This window comes from Alcaligenes sp. Me129, from assembly GCF_050487245.1.
GTDB lineage: Bacteria > Pseudomonadota > Gammaproteobacteria > Burkholderiales > Burkholderiaceae_B > Alcaligenes > Alcaligenes phenolicus.
The window spans coordinates 13441-29867 of sequence record NZ_JBKQGX010000014.1 but is presented as its reverse complement, the minus strand read 5'-3'; the positions used below and the strand labels follow the sequence as shown (position 1 = coordinate 29867).

At 56.6% G+C, this 16427-nt stretch carries 16 protein-coding genes, 2 tRNA genes and 1 riboswitch; of the genes, 7 read left to right on the top strand and 11 right to left on the bottom strand.

From position 1 onward, the window contains the following. The first annotated feature begins 38 nt into the window (after positions 1 to 38). On the top strand, positions 39 to 914 hold the full coding sequence (locus ACLPGZ_RS14275; protein WP_083053390.1) for a LysR substrate-binding domain-containing protein: 876 nt from the start codon (positions 39 to 41) through the stop codon (positions 912 to 914). An 8-nt stretch (positions 915 to 922) separates the two neighbouring features. On the opposite strand, the gene ACLPGZ_RS14270 is transcribed toward ACLPGZ_RS14275, so the two are convergent. Beyond that, positions 923 to 2956 carry a DUF4139 domain-containing protein gene (locus ACLPGZ_RS14270; protein ID WP_239054419.1) on the bottom strand — a complete coding sequence of 678 codons (2034 nt, stop codon included), beginning with the start codon at positions 2954 to 2956 and terminating at the stop codon, positions 923 to 925. Between the two features lie 224 nt (positions 2957 to 3180). On the opposite strand from ACLPGZ_RS14270, the gene ACLPGZ_RS14265 reads away from it, so the two are divergent. Both ACLPGZ_RS14265 and ACLPGZ_RS14260 read left to right on the top strand, forming a co-directional pair. Next, positions 3181 to 3861, top strand: coding sequence for a prepilin peptidase (locus tag ACLPGZ_RS14265; RefSeq protein WP_321387000.1), 681 nt, complete (start codon positions 3181 to 3183; stop codon positions 3859 to 3861). A gap of 211 nt (positions 3862 to 4072) precedes the next feature. Next, positions 4073 to 5146, top strand: coding sequence for an NAD(P)/FAD-dependent oxidoreductase (locus tag ACLPGZ_RS14260; RefSeq protein WP_060185224.1), 1074 nt, complete (start codon positions 4073 to 4075; stop codon positions 5144 to 5146). 331 nt (positions 5147 to 5477) lie between these two features. Here ACLPGZ_RS14260 and ACLPGZ_RS14255 read toward each other — a convergent pair. Further along, positions 5478 to 5562: transfer RNA gene (locus tag ACLPGZ_RS14255), tRNA-Leu, on the bottom strand. 162 nt (positions 5563 to 5724) lie between these two features. Here ACLPGZ_RS14255 and ACLPGZ_RS14250 point away from each other — a divergent pair. After that, entirely contained in the window at positions 5725 to 6297 is a 573-nt protein-coding gene (locus ACLPGZ_RS14250) for a PadR family transcriptional regulator (RefSeq protein ID WP_022983141.1), read from the top strand. A 2-nt stretch (positions 6298 to 6299) separates the two neighbouring features. Further along, positions 6300 to 7100, top strand: a complete 801-nt coding sequence (locus ACLPGZ_RS14245) for a siderophore-interacting protein (protein ID WP_035272351.1) — start codon at positions 6300 to 6302, stop codon at positions 7098 to 7100. On the opposite strand, the gene ACLPGZ_RS14240 is transcribed toward ACLPGZ_RS14245, so the two are convergent. Continuing rightward, entirely contained in the window at positions 7097 to 7441 is a 345-nt protein-coding gene (locus ACLPGZ_RS14240; RefSeq protein WP_035272353.1) for a hypothetical protein, read from the bottom strand. The genes ACLPGZ_RS14245 and ACLPGZ_RS14240 overlap by 4 nt on opposite strands. A 117-nt stretch (positions 7442 to 7558) precedes the next feature. Next, positions 7559 to 7652: riboswitch (SAM-I-IV-variant riboswitch) on the bottom strand. A gap of 153 nt (positions 7653 to 7805) precedes the next feature. Here ACLPGZ_RS14240 and ACLPGZ_RS14235 point away from each other — a divergent pair. Next, a tRNA-Leu gene (locus tag ACLPGZ_RS14235) sits at positions 7806 to 7890 on the top strand. A 144-nt stretch (positions 7891 to 8034) separates the two neighbouring features. On the opposite strand, the gene ACLPGZ_RS14230 is transcribed toward ACLPGZ_RS14235, so the two are convergent. The 7 genes from ACLPGZ_RS14230 to ACLPGZ_RS14200 all read right to left on the bottom strand — a co-directional run bounded on the left by ACLPGZ_RS14230 (position 8035) and on the right by ACLPGZ_RS14200 (position 14285). Further along, entirely contained in the window at positions 8035 to 9366 is a 1332-nt protein-coding gene (locus ACLPGZ_RS14230) for a four-carbon acid sugar kinase family protein (protein ID WP_239054417.1), read from the bottom strand. A 13-nt stretch (positions 9367 to 9379) separates the two neighbouring features. Next, positions 9380 to 10654, bottom strand: a complete 1275-nt coding sequence (locus tag ACLPGZ_RS14225; protein ID WP_239054416.1) for a RuBisCO large subunit C-terminal-like domain-containing protein — start codon at positions 10652 to 10654, stop codon at positions 9380 to 9382. Positions 10655 to 10666: 12 nt separating this feature from the next. Beyond that, positions 10667 to 11206 carry a VOC family protein gene (locus ACLPGZ_RS14220; RefSeq protein ID WP_060185219.1) on the bottom strand — a complete coding sequence of 180 codons (540 nt, stop codon included), beginning with the start codon at positions 11204 to 11206 and terminating at the stop codon, positions 10667 to 10669. A 124-nt stretch (positions 11207 to 11330) separates the two neighbouring features. Continuing rightward, a complete protein-coding gene (locus ACLPGZ_RS14215; protein WP_226348358.1) occupies positions 11331 to 12131 on the bottom strand; it encodes a transporter substrate-binding domain-containing protein in 801 nt (266 codons plus the stop codon). Between the two features lie 46 nt (positions 12132 to 12177). Then, positions 12178 to 12906 carry an amino acid ABC transporter ATP-binding protein gene (locus tag ACLPGZ_RS14210; protein WP_429641577.1) on the bottom strand — a complete coding sequence of 243 codons (729 nt, stop codon included), beginning with the start codon at positions 12904 to 12906 and terminating at the stop codon, positions 12178 to 12180. A 23-nt stretch (positions 12907 to 12929) separates the two neighbouring features. Then, positions 12930 to 13598, bottom strand: coding sequence for an amino acid ABC transporter permease (locus tag ACLPGZ_RS14205; protein ID WP_239054414.1), 669 nt, complete (start codon positions 13596 to 13598; stop codon positions 12930 to 12932). Between the two features lie 3 nt (positions 13599 to 13601). Then, positions 13602 to 14285 carry an amino acid ABC transporter permease gene (locus ACLPGZ_RS14200; RefSeq protein WP_035272365.1) on the bottom strand — a complete coding sequence of 228 codons (684 nt, stop codon included), beginning with the start codon at positions 14283 to 14285 and terminating at the stop codon, positions 13602 to 13604. A gap of 187 nt (positions 14286 to 14472) precedes the next feature. On the opposite strand from ACLPGZ_RS14200, the gene ACLPGZ_RS14195 reads away from it, so the two are divergent. Beyond that, positions 14473 to 15513 carry a LacI family DNA-binding transcriptional regulator gene (locus ACLPGZ_RS14195; protein WP_239054413.1) on the top strand — a complete coding sequence of 347 codons (1041 nt, stop codon included), beginning with the start codon at positions 14473 to 14475 and terminating at the stop codon, positions 15511 to 15513. A gap of 2 nt (positions 15514 to 15515) precedes the next feature. Here ACLPGZ_RS14195 and ACLPGZ_RS14190 read toward each other — a convergent pair whose 3' ends face one another. After that, a complete protein-coding gene (locus tag ACLPGZ_RS14190; protein WP_035272370.1) occupies positions 15516 to 16394 on the bottom strand; it encodes a LysR family transcriptional regulator in 879 nt (292 codons plus the stop codon). Positions 16395 to 16427: the final 33 nt, after the last annotated feature.

Sequence of the window (16427 nt, the reverse complement as noted above, 5' to 3'; positions counted from 1 at the left end):
AATTTGGGCTTTGATTCTTCCCCGAGGAGAGCGGCAGCATGCTGGCTCTGGAACTGAAGTCCTTTCACGCCACGGCTCATTGTGGCTCCATCACCAAGGCTGCCCAGCAATTGGGGATCAGCCAGCCCACCGTGACCTCGCATCTGCGACAGCTGGAAACCCGCTATGGCGTGGAGCTGTTCTATAGGCAAGGCAAGGGGGTGTACTTAAGCCAGCAAGGGGAACGCCTCTTGCCCCAAGTCGAGCAACTGATGCAGCAAGCTGCCCAGATCGATTTCAGTTTGCGTGATCTGCGCGATCTGAAAAGTGGCATGTTGCGAGTGGGCGCGACCGGGCCGTATTACATCATGGCTGTATTACGGAATTTCCATCAGGCTTATCCCGGCGTGAAGATGCGTTTGAGCATTGATAATTCGCAACGGGTCTTGAGTGCCTTGCATGACTATCAACTTGATGTGATTGCGTCCTCGGCGCTGGTTGATGATCCGCGTCTGGTGCGTCTGCTGCTGGCTTCTGATCCCTTGGTGGCCGTGCTGCGAGTGGATCATCCTTTGGCTAACCGGCAGCGTGTGCGTATTGTGGACCTGTGCCGCCATCCCATTCTGATGCGTGAGCCCGGGTCCATGACACGGGAGCTATGCTATCAAGTGTTCCGGCAGGCGGGGCAGGAGCCGACGCAGCTGCTGGAGATAGGGAGCCGGGAGGCGATAGGGTGGGGAGTGGTGTGCGGCATGGGGGCCAGTTTGCTGCCCTTGCGTGAAGTGCCTGCGCATCCGGACATTATCAGTGTGCCACTCAGTGATGTCTCGGCTCATTTGAGCGAGTTTGTGTATTGCTTGAAAGAACGCGCGCAGGGCCATGCCATACGCGCGTTTCTGGAGCAGGTGCAGGCCGAGCTGCCTGCACCTGCATAAGGCCAGGATCAAGCCAGTTCGGCCAGACCTTTCTCAAAAGCCTGACGGGCCTTCTGGACAGCGTCGCGCTGTTCCTGAACGGCTTTGCGCTGGCTGGCAATCTGGTCTTCCTGCTGGGCCAGTTGCTCGCTGAAACGCTGACCCAAGGTGCTTTGTGCACTGACGGCAGCCAGGTTGGCGCGGATGCGTTCCTGTTCAGCCACGGTTTCGTTCAGGGTCTCAACGGCCTGATTTTGCGCTTGCTGCGCCTGACTCAGCTGACGACGCAGCTCGATCAGCTTGTCCATCCTGGCTTGTTGCGCGCTGTCCTGGCCGTTTCCACGCCACTGCAGCAGCATGTTTTCGTCGATTTCTTCCAGGCGCAATTCCATATGGTCTTGCAGGCTCAGCTGGGCCGTGACGGTGACCGTCTTGCCCTTGGCAACTTTCACTTTCAGGCGGTGCTCCTGGGCGGTGTCGCTATCATGGGCGTCGGACTTGAAGGTCCAGCCATCCTGACGAGGCAACTGGATCAGCACCGTGCGATCTTCATCGGCCGGAGCCTTGATCTCGTAGCGGAAGTTCTGCAAACGCGTCCATTCCGAACGGGCAACGCCATCAGTCACACGGGTTTTGCTCAGGCGGTATTCATCCGTTTGCTCTTCGCGGATTTGAACTTTGCTGTCTTGGGCAAAGTAGATCAAACGCTGCTCGCCAGCAGGCAGACCGGCCAGCTCTGCATCACCCACGTGACCGTCCTGTTCATTAAAGACGGTAATAATGCCGGGCGGCAGGCTATTGGCCTGCTCGTTCTTCACCCAAATGGCGGCTGTGGGATAGTCGCCAGCTTGGCCGCTGCGGTAAACCGAGAGGGACTCGGCCTGCAGCGATGTGTCGATAAAGGGCACCGAAACCGTCTGGCCGGTGGGTACGCTTAGCGTTTGTGGCAGGCTAAAGCGCACTTGAGTCTGACCTTCCTGTGCCTGGGTGCTGGCGCCAGCGCCGCCCGAAGCCCACTGTTTGGCCATGCTGCCATCGGCCGCATAGGCGGCGCTTTCCATCATGATGGGAGCGGGTGCGGCTGGAGCCATGCGAGCACGCATGGCCTCACCTGCTGCTTTACGGGCGTGATTTGCGCTGACAGTAGCCTGGGTGTCAGCTTGCGGCGCGATGGAGCTGCCTACCGCCACCGGCAGTTCAGGGCGCTCATTCCAGTAACGTTCCAGCAGACGCTGGCGCAGCATCACAGGCGAGCCCGAGCTTAGCGTGACCTTCACATCTTTCCAGTCCTCACCGCTGGTGTTCTCAAAAATGGCCCAGGCCTGCAGGCGGGCTTTGCCGTCCTGCATCATCAGGCGATAGGAGCTTTTCCATACCGGTGCAGGAATCAGGTAGGACAGGCGGGCTGTCTTGGCGTCGGTCTTGTTCAAGACCAGTTGAATATCACGCGACTGCTGATTGCTTTGACCGGCCAGCACTTCGGTGGCCTGCTGCAATTGCTGTTGCAAGGTCTTGTCCAGTACTTCCAGGCTGGTGTCCGGGCCCAATTCCAGGGTCTGGATCTGGCCCTGTTCTGTCAGCACGCTCAAGATGGCCTGGGCGGGATGTTCCTTGGTGGCCGCAGTAGCTTGCACCCCCAGGACGGCACCCCGTACCAGGCGGCCTTGCGAGCTGGCGCTGACTTGCTGGCCGCGCAGCGCTTGTGCCAGGGTGGCGGGCGAGCGCAGGTCTTTGGCCGAGAAGGGCAGGCTGTCAAAGCTTTCTTTCAGTGGGGCCAGACCCGACAAGGTCAGGGAGTCGATGCGGTTCTTGCCATCGACGGCCATCAGGGTTTTCAGAATGTCATCGACCTGGGTCAGAGGCACACGCAACTGAGCGGTACCGGTGTCAGAGACGGGGATTTGTCGCTCGATCTCGGCCATACCGGCGCTGGATAAGGTAATGGACTCGATCTGCTGGGCCCAGGCGGTGCTGGCTGCCGAGCCCATCCAGACCAGGAGCAAGGCGCCGGTCAAAAAGCGCAGGCGAGGCGTACGCGCAGCGTGGGGCACAAAGTGGTTCATAGCGCTTCCTTATTCATCCGTAAGCGAAACAAAGGGTTGAAGCGCATTATGCCTAGCCTTGTGGGGCTCTGTCTGTCATTCGGGTAACAAAAAAATGCCACCGTCCGGCTTTCTCTACCTGGAGCAAAAAATACTTACGTCATCAAAAGCATGCAAGGCTCTGCTAGGATTTGGGCAGCGTAGCTTGTGCCAGCGCGCGTTTATCAATCTGGTGAAGGATCAATATGATGTGGACGTCGTGGGGCAATGCCTGGGCGGGGATGGGAGTTGCTCTGATCTTGGCGGTCTGTTTTTTCTGGCCAGCCCGACACCTGTCCTGGAGCCTGCCTGTAGAGCTGGAGCCTGAGTTGGACGGGCGTTCGCCGCGTGCTCATCGTCAATGGGGATGGGTATGCCAGAGTCTGGCCCTGGTCCTGATGTTGTGGGCCGGTTGGCGCTGGCAGTTGACGCCTGCAGCAGTGGCGGCCTGTGTGTTTATCGCTGGTACTGCTCTCTTGGCCTGGATTGACGCGGAAACGGGCTATCTACCTGATCGTCTCACCTTGCCCTTGCTGTGGCTGGGCTTGCTGGTCAATCTGGATCACACCTTTAGCAGCTTGCCCTTGGCGGTGATTGGCGCGGCATTGGGCTACAGCTTGCTGTGGTTGTTAAACCATGTGTTCTTGTTGCTGACCGGGCGTGCGGGCATGGGCTATGGCGACTTCAAATTACTGGCCGCGTTGGGAGCGTGGCTGGGGGCCACCGCCTTGCCGGGAATTCTTCTGGCGGCATCGGTATTGGGCTTGCTGGCGGCTCTGGTCTTGCGCCTTGGTGGGCGTTTGCAAGCCGGGCAGGCCATTCACTTTGGTCCGTATCTGGTCCTGGGAGGCTGGGTCATGCTGTTTTCCTTGCCGCGCATTTTGTAAAACATGATTCGTTTTTTCCACAATTAAACAGGCTGTGCAGGCCTTGTCCGCGCTGCCACAGCAAAAGTTTGGACTCGTATGGGAGTCGTGGTAAAACGTCCGGGGCCAGTCGGGCTGGCGGGAGTTCCGCCCGAGCTGTATGTGGAAGTACAACGCGGTTCCATGGACATTGTCCCGCTGACAAAGCAGACGGGAACCTGAGGATGAAGGCATGATTATTGTTGTTGGCGCCGGTGTGGCGGGCTTAGCGGCGGCGCGTCGCCTGAGTATGCAAGGTCAGGAAGTAACGCTGGTGGCTCCTCAGGAGCCCCAGCCCTCGTTTGGTGAGACCTTGTCCGAACGCGGGGCCGTGGTCTTGACCAGCCTGGGCTGGGCAGGCTGTCTGGATGAGACGGTAGCCTTGCGTTCACAAGGGCGTTTTTCGGTATGGGGTAGCGCAGGACTGCGCACCGTGCAGGATGAAGACGGGCAGGGCTACCTGCTGGACAAGGCCCGTCTGGAACAGGTGCTGCTTGAGCGTGTACAAAAAGAAGCGAAGGTCAGTATTCGCCAGACGCGTGTCTTGGGTCTGGAACATCAGCCTGAAGGTGTTATTGCCAGGCTGGCAGACGGTACCAGCCTGGAAGCTGCTGCTTTAATCGACTGTACTGGTCGTGCCGCCTTGTCCGCCGGAGCGGCCGCCCAGCGTCATCGTCTGGATAGACTGGTCGCTGCCTGGCACGTCTTTGACCTGCCTGAAGGGGCAGAACCCTTGGCTGCTTCCCTGGTAGAAGCCGTCGAGTTGGGGTGGTGGTACTTGTCCCCCATGCCGGGTCATCGCCTGATGGTGGCCTTGTTTTCGGACTCGGATCTTTTGCCCGATGGTTTGAGTCGAGATGGTTCGGTCTGGGCCGGTTTGCTGGGCTGTGCCGATGCGGCACGAGTGCGCATGGAAAGCCTGGGTTTGGATAGTCAGATGGCTGATCACGCTCCTAAAGTCAGCGCTGCCGCTAGCTGCACCGTGTCTTACTTCGTAGAAGGCCGCATCTTGCGTGCCGGTGATGCAGGCGCGGCCATGGACCCCCTGGCCGCCAATGGCCTGGCAACGGCCCTGTGGAGCGGATCACAATCGGCACAGGCTGCTGTAGCTCTGACAAAAGGCAATCCCGAGCCGGCGCGTGCTTACGAAAAGGACTATTTGTTGGGTTTGGTGCGTCACCTGAATTCGCAACATGCTCTGTATGGCATGGAGCAACGCTACGCGGCGCAGCCTTTCTGGCAGCGTCGTCATCGCGCCTTGGAGTGATGGTAAAGAGGGCGGGGCAGCGAAATAGCTTGCTGTAAGACCGCCAGAATCAAAAAAGCCGAAACAGTGCTCATGTTGTTTCGGCTTTTTTTATGGCTGATTGTTCTTCGGTAAGTCAGGGCGGTGTTTTGAATACGTCTGCCTTCAGTCCAAAAGGAGTTTGATTTTTCGGAAGGTCGTACCGCTGGAAGAGAGCCCCGGTCATATCAACACTGATTGGATCTACGTATCTGACTTCCTCGTCTTCAAACAGGGGTTCAAGCTGCTTGCTTTCAGACAGAAAAAACAAAAAGCCGGTCATCTTGCGATGACCGGCTTTTTGAGGAATTTGTGGTGCCCAGGAGAGGACTCGAACCTCCACACCCGAAGGCACATGGACCTGAACCATGCGCGTCTACCAATTCCGCCACCTGGGCTTTTGATCAAGGCTGCTGCCCGTCTCAAGCATTCAATTATAGAGTGAGTTTCCTTGGGAAAGCAAGCATTTTTCACTCAATAAATTTAATTTCAATTTCTAGTTGATTGGCATTCTCATTATCATTATAGTGTGTCATGTGATATAGCATAAGAGTATGGACATGAAATTCAACACGATGGATGTCGAGCGGATGCTGCTGGATATGGGCCAAGGCCGAAAATACTCTGCTCGGGCCATGCAGCTCATGCTGATGGCTCTGCTCAAAGAGGGCAGTACTCACGGGTATCAGTTGATACGCCGTTTCGCGCAGCTTAGCCAGAACAGCTATGTTCCCAGCGCTGGTGCGGTCTATCCCGCCCTGGCGTATTGCGCCACGCAAGGCTGGGTGCTGATTGAAGAAGAAGGCCGTCGCAAGATGTACAGCCTGACCAAGGAAGGGCACACGTATCTGGAAGAGCAAAAAGAAAAGTGCGATTACCTGATGCAGTCCCTGACCTATCGCGGGCGCAAGCTGGTGTGGATACGGCAGATGCTGGCCGAACACAATAGCGACGAGGATTTGAAGGCCGCGCAGGAACAAACAGGTTGGTTACCGGAGTTTGTCCAGGTACGCCACAGCCTGAAGCAGGCCATGTTTGAACAATCGACAGCCAGTCTGGAACGACAGGCAGAGGTGGTGGCCATTTTGGAAAAAGCCATCGCTGACATACGGAACTTGCCCAAGGAGTCTTAAGAATGCAGTCTGAACAATTAACGCAGAAAGTTGCTCATACCTTGAAGTTGCGTTTGCTGACCGTAAAAAAGCGGCGCGAACTGGGGCCTGATATGGTGCGCATCACCCTGGAAGGCTCGGATCTGGAAGGTTTTTATACTCCTGGTTTTGATGACCACGTCAAACTGATTTTCCCGGACCCTGTCACTAAAGAATTGCGACTGCCTCAAATGGGCGAGCGTGGCATGGTCTTTGCCGCCGGTCAGGAAAAGCCACCTATCCGCGACTACACTCCTCGCGAGTTCCGCGAGCAGGAAAAGGAGATGGATATTGATTTTGTGGTCCACGGTGAAGGCCCTGCATGCCAATGGGCCATGCAAGCTAAAGAGGGCGACAAGCTGGGTGTGGCCGGCCCGCGTGGCTCCTTCCTGGTCAGCAAGGACCTGGATTGGCAAATCCTGATTGGCGACGAAACCGCTGTGCCTGCCATGGCGCGACGAGTGAAAGAACTGCCTTCCAATGTGAAGGTGCAGGTTTACGTATTGGCACGTAATCTGCTGACAGTCGGTGCGATGGAGGCACCGGACCATGTCACGGTGAACTGGATTCCTTCGCTGGCCGGTTTGAATGGCATTCTGGACGCATTGCGTGCCGCACCCGAGTTGAGCGGCACCGGCTATGTCTGGGTCGCCGCAGAATATTCCATCGCTCAAAGCTTGCGTGAGTACTGGGTGCAAGAACGCGGCCTGGATAAAGGCGCGATTCGGGCCAGCAGCTACTGGCGTCAAGGCGATCAGGGCGAGGATGCCCCACGTCTGGACTAAGCGGCTTTTTGCTGAGGGTAGGGCTGGGCGCGCAAGCGTCCGCCCACGTTCAACACGGGCTGTAAATCTGTATCCAGCACCGTATTGGGATGAGCCAGACGGTGTTCGTCAATCAGGCGGGCAATGGCATCCATGTTCAGCAACAAGGTGCTGTCAATATCGTGCTGGAAGCGGGCCCAGTAGCCACCGCGACAACTGGAACCCAGCCAGCGCGGCTCGTAATCTCCGACCTTGTCAGCATGTACTTCGCACACTACAGCCAGCCGGGAACAACCGGGGTGCAGGACAATGCGGTAGTGGTGCTGCTCTAAAGTCAGGTGGTAGCAAAACGGTGCAGACATGAAACACTCCTGTTTAGCTCTTGGAAGGGGCTTCCGGGTGAGCAAGTTGGATTAAAGGACCCTTTGCCTGGAAACGACCAAGCATAAAAAAACCCGCTGGCAGCGGGTTCGTGTCTTGATGATCCCATTGATTGCCAGATGGCCATATCTTGAATCCACCTTGTGCGGGTACACAGGTTGGCATGGGTTGCCCCAACTCTTGATATAGCAATAAGCATAAAAGCGATTCTTATGAAGTGCAAGGGCTGCGCTTATTTCTGTCAGGCATGAAAAAAAGCAGAAATAGTTTGCACTCTTTCAAAATCATGTTATAGTTCTCTTCTGTCTTGAAGAGACGAGTTGAAAAACAAATCCAGCAGTCAGAGCCCAGGTGGCGGAATTGGTAGACGCGCATGGTTCAGGTCCATGTGCCTTCGGGTGTGGAGGTTCGAGTCCTCTCCTGGGCACCACAAATTCCTCAAAAAGCCGATCATCGCAAGATGGTCGGCTTTTTGTTTTGTGTGTCCAAAAAACTGGGGGAGCCGCCTTTTTGAGGATGAGAAAGGTCGGGTATACCGATCTGACGGGGGCTGTATACGCTGTTGCGATCCGTCTCAGTACGATGTGCCTTCAATCACCCGATCGAAGAAATCCGCTGGCCCCATTTGCCCACCTTTAAGCACCAGCTCCAGCCCATCAATCTCATCGTCCCCATGGCAGATGCAGGCGGCTACGCCTGGGCTGACTAAGTCCAGATAGCTCAGGCCCCAAATACCCAATGCCTGGGTGCTCAAGCTGGACGTGTCGCCGCCCGCGATACAGAGGCGTGACAAACGGTGCTCTAATCGCAACTGTTTGACCAGATGACGTAAAAACTGCGCGCTGTCTTCTGCCACGAGTTGTGTAGGCAGGGTGGGGCGGCTTGGGCCCTGGTTTGCAGGCTTTGTTTGCAGCAAGGTATGACGTCCTTTGCGCACATTGTTAATGACCGTTGCGTGCAGCTTGGTGACATAGCTTGGGCTGTGATGCAGTTCGTACGGGTCAAGCTCAAAGATGTCTGCTTGCTGGCAACGGGCGACCTGCTGTGCAGTGATGGGCGACTGACTTCCCACCAGAATCAGCACCGGCTGTGTACTGGCGTGTAGTCCCGTAACGGGTTGGGCGAAAGTATCAGGCCGTTGGCTTAAATAAGCTTGTGCCACGCTGCTGGAGCCGGCAGTTAACACGGTTCCGTTTTGGCTGAGCACTTTAAGCAGCGCACCAGCCTGTGCAATATCGGCCTCACAAGCAATGTCCAGCAGAGGATGCTGATGCCCGTGTTCTGCAGCTTGCTCTTGCCATTGTTTGCTTTGCTTGTTCGCTTCGTAGTCCGTCTTCTGATATTCGGTCCACGGCAGAGAGAACACGTTTTTTAACCCCTGTGCTTGCAGATGAAGCAGTAAATCTGCTTCGTGCATGGGCGTGACAGGGTGTGATCCCATCGTAGGGTGTCGATCAATCCGGTAGACCTGTCCGTCTTGTCCAGCCTGCGCGAACAGGGTGGCAAAAACGCAGTAGCGTCCCAGATTGATTTGTCCCCCCAGTACAGGGCTGACAGCGACCTGAGCCAGCGGGCGCAAGCACTCCAAAGCAATCGCAATATTGCCGATTTCAGGACTGCTATCGAAGGTTGAGCAAATCTTGTAATGCAATAGCTTGGGCTGCATGGAGGCCAGAAAAGGGGTGACGCCCTTCAAGCTGTTGCGGATTTGCTCGCAATCCAGCGAGCGGGTCGCCCCCGCCAGCCCTATGGCTTCCAGTCCTTGCAGCCTTTTCAGGTGATGGGGGCTGGGGGCTTGCAAGAGCAGGATGGCACGTACTCCGCTCTGGCTTAAGGTCGCCAAGGTATCGCTGGCTCCGGTGAAGTCGTCGCCATACCAGACATATTCGGGGCGTAATACAGTCATGAGGTATTTCCGGTCAGGCCATTTTCGGGCCAAAAAACTCCAGCGCCTGGGCCAGCTCATTGCAGGTTCTGGCCTGTTCTTGCACGCTGATTCCCTGATCTGCTGCTTGCCAGGCCTGTTGCAGACTCAGCACTCCTGCATGCGCTCCGGCCGGGTGAGCCAGAATGCCGCCACCTGCCATGAACAGCACATTAGTACTGTTTGCCGCCTGCCAAGTTGCTTCCACAGTTCCCGCCCATTGTCCGGAAGACACCACGGGAAGGACGCGATCATCGTGCTGGTCGTCCAGACGATGCAGACAATGCCCAATGGCTTCACGCACTTCCTGATCGGCTTGTGCAAATTTCCCCTGCAGTCCGTGTACGTGAATATGGTCTGCTCCGGCCAGACGCCACAGGGTTTGATAGGCACTGACAGAAATTCCCAGCAAAGGGTGACGCGACAAGGCTCCGTAGCCATTGCGATGTGCATGCAAGGCCAGGCCGGTATGACGGCGCAGAGTTTGCAGCGCGGAATAGCCTACCCAGTTCTGGCTGACCATGACGCAACTGCCGCCTTCGCGCTCGACCAGATCGGCGTGGCGTTTCATGGCATCGGTTTCGTCGGTAATGTTGAAAGCAAACATTACATGCTTGCCGCTGCGCTCTTCATGAGCGCGGATCACTTCCATGACAGCGGGAATGCGCTCATGCAAAGGCGAGTGGGTCGGGTCAGCGCAGACTTCATCGTCCTTGATGAAATCTACTCCGGCATTGCACAAGGTTCGCACCAGCTGTACCACGTCGTCAGTACGCAAGCCCACGCTGGGTTTGATGATGGTGCCAACCATGGCGTTGCGGACAACGCCGGTACGGGAGCGGGTGCCGTCGATACCAACAGCAGGCATCTCGAACTGGCGGCGATAGGAAGCGGGCAACTCCAGCGCTTCCAACCGCAGGCCCGTTACCTCGCCCAGATCAAACAGGTTGCCTGTAACGCATGCAGCCAGTGTGGGTAGATTGGCGCCGATGTTGGCGATAGGAAACCGTATATCGACCAAGGCTCGCTGATAGGGTCCAGAGATGCCCCTTCGTTCCAGCAAGCTATTGGATAAGCTGGGCTGCGCGACGCTCTCCAGCCGTTGCACGCGTTCGACTGTCGCTCGTGCACGCTTGCGCAGCTCTTCGGTTTCCCCTGCAACACGGGTAAATGTGCCGCAGGACTGTTCGCCAGCGATTACCTCGGCAACCTGCTCGGGCGGCAGGGGAGTTTCGATCAGGTAACGGGCCAGAAAAGTGTCAGTGCTCATGCTATGTACGACCTATAGCGTGCTCAGATCAGGGAAGGGACGTACGGGGTCCTGGCCGTCCCAGTTCTCGGAGGCGGCACGGATCATGGAGAACATCTTGCCTTTGGGGCCCGCCACCTCGGATAGCTCAATGACGGCACCGGGATGAAACTCGGTATCGAAATAGCAAAAACGGCCGCGCTCGCCAACCTCGCCGCTCATGACAACGTTCAAGCCATGGTCCAGCGCGCGTTGCAGGTCCGCATCGTAGTTTTCTGTCCAGTAGGCGACGTGTTGCAAACCCAGCTGGCCGGCTTGCAGAAAGTCCCGGTACATCGAAGGAACATCGTTGCGGCATTGAATCAGTTCTACTTGCACAAAACCGGAATTGGCCAGGGCGACCGAGTTATGCGGCTCGTAGGATTCGCCTCGGTACTGGTAATTCTTGATGCCGACTTTGGGGTTGTAGTACCAGGGGCCTACACCCAGTTGGCGACTCCAGTAGTCCATGGCGGCTTCGATATCACGCACCACATAGCCAAGCTGGCGGATTTCACCAAATAAGGTACTCATACATAATTCCTGAAGGGGTAAATCAGCTGAGCGAAGGCGCAGCCAGTCCCGCGGCAGACTTGGAGCGCTGCCGTCGGAGGGTTATCAATAGGGAGAGAGGCCGGGCTTGTGGCCCGGCTAAGAATTATTGGCCAGCGCCCTGGACGATTTCGTCGGGGATAGGCACACCGGCATATTTCAGATGGATTTCATTGAGCTTACCGTTCTGCAGATTGGTCTTGATCCATTCGTCCACCCAGCCTTTCAGTTCAGGCTCGTTCTGGCGCATGGCAATGCCCAGCTTGTAGGACTCGATCACGAACTTGACCTCGAAGGGGCGCGAGGGATTGCGGTCGGCAATGGCTTTGATAATGGGTGGCGTGATCGCCACAATGTCGGTCTGACCGCTGGCAGCGGCGGTAATCGAGGCAGCCTCATCATCAAAGCGCACCAGATTGGCTTGTGGTGCCCGCTCACTGATGAGCTTGTCCTGAGGGCCGCCACGGGTTACGGCGACACGCTTGCCTACCAGATCTTCCATGCCCTTGATGTCCACATCTTTGGGAGCGCCAACGGCTGCTTGAATAGCACCGTAGGGAATGGAAAAGTCCACGGCCTTGGCACGTTCAGGCGTAATCGACAGTGAAGAGATAATCAAATCGGCCTTGTTGGACAGCAGATTGGGAATGCGGGCGGAGTTGGTGGTCTGCACGATTTCCAGTTCTACGCCCAGATCCTGGGCCAGCAAGCGGGCGGCTTCCACATCCGAGCCTACAGCCTGCATTTTGTCGTCGATATAGCCATAAAAGGGTGCGCCCAGGTCGATACCGACGCGGATCTTTTTGGAGGCCTTGATGTCGTCCAGCGCATTGGCGCTGGCAGCGGCGGACAAGCCAGTCAGGCCCAGGGCCAGGATGGTGGCACGCAGGAGGGTCGAGAGTGTCATGGTGCAGTCTCCGTCAGGATATTGTTATGGTGCTAGGGAAGAATCTTTACAGACCGTGAGCCAGAAAGGCTTGCAGCTCCGGGGTTTGGGGATTGCGCAGCATGTCGCCGGGGCCGGTTTCCCAGACACGCCCCTGGTGCATGAAAATCACCACATCGGCTACGCGGGCAGCAAACTCCATTTCGTGTGTGACCAGGACCATGGTCATGCCATCGGCCGCCAGGCTTTCAATGACACGCAAAACTTCGCCGGTCAGTTGCGGGTCCAGCGCAGAGGTCACCTCGTCAAACAGCATGACTTTGGGTTCCATGGCCAGGGAGCGGGCGATGGCAACGCGCTGTTGCTGACCACCTGATAACTGTTCCGGATAGGCCTGGGCCTTGTCGGACAGCCCCACTTGCTCCAGGGTGCGTCGGCAAATGGCGCGAGCCTCCTCACGGCTGCGGCCACGAACGACTTGCGGAGCCAGCATGATGTTGCGTTCTACTGTTAAATGCGGGAACAGGTTGTAGCTCTGGAAGACGATGCCAACATCGGTCCGTAGCGAGCGCAGGCAGGCATCCGGGTCGTGGACTTGATGGCCGCACACTTCGATCTGGCCGCGATCAATGATCTCCAGCCGGTCTATGCAGCGCAGGGCGGTACTTTTGCCTGACCCGCTGCGTCCGATAATGGCGGTTACCTGACCTTTGGGAATGGCAAAGGACACGCCATTCAGGACGGCATTGCTGCCAAAACTTTTGTAGACGTCTTTGAGTTCAACAACGATAGACATAAAAACTCCTTGGCGATCCGAACTTATTTCTGCACTGGGCGATGAGCAAAATGCAGGCGCATCTCCAGGCGGCGGCTCCAGGCCGACAAGGGATAGCACAGGGCGAAATACAGGGCTGCAATCAGCACGTAGATCAGGAAGGGCTGGAAGATCGAGTTATTGATCAATTGGCCGGCTCGTACCAACTCCACAAAGCCCACAATGGATGCCAGCGAAGTGTTCTTGATAATTTGCACCATGAAACCGACGGTGGGCGGCGTGGCAATGCGCACAGCCTGGGGCAGAATCACCAGATACAGTCGTTGCCAGCGGGATAGGGCCAGACATTCAGCGGCTTCCCATTGGGTTCGGGCCACGGACTGGATGCTCCCGCGCCAGATTTCACCCAGGTAGGCACTGACGTAAATCGTCATGGACAGCCCGGCTGCTACCAGTGGCGGCAGGGTCAGTCCCATGATGCTGAGTCCGAAATAGGACAGGAACAGAATCACCAGCAAGGGAGTGCCTTGAATGATCTGAATGTAAGCAATGGCCAGATAGCGCAGGGGGCGCCATGTGCTGATACGGGCCAGGGCTACCAGGGCACCGCCTAACCCACCTCCAATAAAGGAAATCAGCGACAGTATGACCGTCCACAAAGCGCCTTCCAACAGGAAGTTCAGGTGATTGGCATTGAATCCGCTTGTGAACATGGCTTAACTCCGGCCGCGCAGCGCACGCTGACGAGAAAAAACCAGCTGTCCGCTTAGCCACAGGACCAGTCGCATCAGCAAGGACAGGGCCAGGTACAGGACGGCAACCAGAATGTAGGCCTCGAAAGGGCGGAAGGTCTCGGCCTGAATATGGTTGGCCATGGCCGTCAGCTCCTCCACTGAAATCTGCGAGGTCACCGAGGATGCCAGCATCAGCAACACATACTGGCTGCACAAGGACGGGTACACACGCTCCAGCGCAGGCAGCAAAATGACATGCCAATAGGTTTGGGCACGAGTCAGACCCAGGCATTCGGCGGCTTCCAGCTGTCCTTTGTGAATGGAGTCCATGCCGGCGCGCATGATCTCGCAGGTATATGCCGCTACATTGATGACCAAAGCGGCCAGAGCTGCGCCAAAGGCACTGACTTTCCAGCCCAGGGTGGCCAAACCGAAAAAGACCAGGAAGATCTGTACCAGCAGCGGCGTATTGCGAATGATCTCCACGTAGAAACCGCAAAGGCGGGCAATCAGGCGGGATGAACTGCGACGACCAATGGCCAGAAAAGTGCCGGCGATAAAACCGAGCACGGTAGCCGGAACGGACAATTTGATTGTCATCCAGGCCCCTTGCAGCAGTTGCGGCCACTGAAGCAGCACGCTGGAAAAGTCAAAGGTATAAGTCATGGCTGGACGGGTGGAACCTACGTCATCAAACAGAATCAGAGCGTGCTGACTCCCGAATGCTGCAGGCCTTGTCTCCCTATGGTTTACATGTTTTTATGATGTTTTTTGCTGTGCTGTTGCACTAGCCTTTTTGTATGGTATAGAAGCCACTTAAAGCCTGTCCAGCCAATCCAATGATGGTTTTTGATTGATTAATAAAATCCCTAAAATCAGCGATATTGCCCGTTTGGCGGGCGTCTCTACCGCTACGGTGGACCGGGTCTTGAACCGGCGTCCCGGCGTGCGTCCCGGCACGGTCCAGCATGTGCTTAAAGCGGCCCGCAAACTGAACTACATCAGCGATGCCGAGTTCAGCGCAGACCGTTGCCTCAAGCCCATGCGCATCACGTTTTTATTGCCTGCCGGCAGCAATCGCGTGATCCATATGTTTGGGGATGCCATCGACTACTCACAGACGCAGTTGCAGCCTTTCAATGTGGATTGCCATACCGAAGTCTTTAACGGCTTTGATCACGAGTCCCTGGCCCAGGCGCTGCTGGGCTTGCGCGGCCGCACCGATGGCGTGGTATTTATGGCGCTGGAGCATCCGGTGGTGCGCGAAGCGGTCGATACCTTGGTTCACGATGGTATTCCGGTAGTGACTTTGATTTCCGATTTGTCGGCCTCGACGCGCTTTGGCTACGTAGGCTTGGACAATGTGGCAACCGGCCGTCTGGCAGCCTATCTACTTAGCCGTCTTGGGGGCGGGCAGTCGGGCAGCTTCGCCTTGATTGCAGGCAGTCTGTGCTACCGCGCCCACTGTGATCGTGAGTCCGGTTTCTTGCAGCTAATGCAGGAAAAAGGTTGGGCAGATCGGGTGATTGGCTTGCGCGAAGGGCATGACGATGCAGAAAGCAATTACCGGCAGACGCGGCTGTTGCTCGAGCAGCATGCGGATTTGCTGGGTATCTACAATATTGGCGGCGCCCCTGAAGGAGTGGCGCGGGCGTTGAAAGAGGCACGACGAGACAAGAAAATTATCTTTGTCGGCCATGGGCTGACCTCTGATGTGCGTGCCTTGCTGATCGATGGCACCTTGGATGCCATCATCATGCAGGACCCGCAGCAGTCGATCCTGAACTGTGTGCGCATGTTGACGGCAGCCCGGCACATGGCGGAGGGGGGAGAGTCGGGCTTGAAGCTCAAGCCCATGAACAGCATTGTGGTGTTCAGGGAGAATTTGCCTTGATTTCAAGCGGCCTTCAGATCCTGAATCAAGGCCTTTAAAAAGTCACTGACGCTTTGTGGCAAGACCCGCTTGGCCATGCTTAAAATCTGCAGGTCTCTATCCAGGCGGGAATCGAGTACGGGAACAATTTTCAACCCATGGTCCAGGCTGCTGCGATGGCTGATCGATGCGCCCAAGGCAATGGCATTGGTGCGTCTGACGAACTCGTGTAACACCCCCGAGTAATTGCAGGTAAAGACTTCGTTAAAGACCAGCTTTTCCATCTGGCAAACGTGGTTAAAGAGTTGCTTTTGGGTAAGCTCCTCGCCGGGCATCACGATGGGATAGGGTTGTAGTTCGTTCAAGGACAGCTTGCTTGCCGTGGCTAAAGGGTGTTGTGCTTGCATGACGGCAAAAATGGGTGAGCGGCAGGAGTAGTTCACTTCCACATCGGGTACCGGGGCGGTGCTGAAAATAGCCCCTATATCAACCTCTCCGTTTCGAACCATATCCACACAATCATTGGGCGAGCTCACTTTCAATACAAACCGTGCCAATGGTGTTCGGTTGGAAAACTCTGCCATGACCATGGGTAAAAAGTAGCGGGCTAACCCCTCGGTGGCTGCCACCCGAATTAAATGGGCCTGGGCATAGTCGTTTTGACGCAGACTTTGCACGATGGCTTCTTCTTCCAGCCGCACGCGCAAGGCGTGTTCGGCCAGGGCCTGACCTGCTGCAGTCAGTACCATTCCTCGTCGCCTGCGCTCAAACAGCGCCACCCCAATGGACTCCTCCAGCAAGCTGATTTGGCGGCTGATTGCACTAGGGGCAATATGCAGCCTTGCGCTGGCTGCCGCCAGTGAGCCTGTTTTCATCACGGCCAGAAAGTATTTGTAATCCATGGCTTTGCTTGTTTGTCTCGGGTCTGGGCTTTG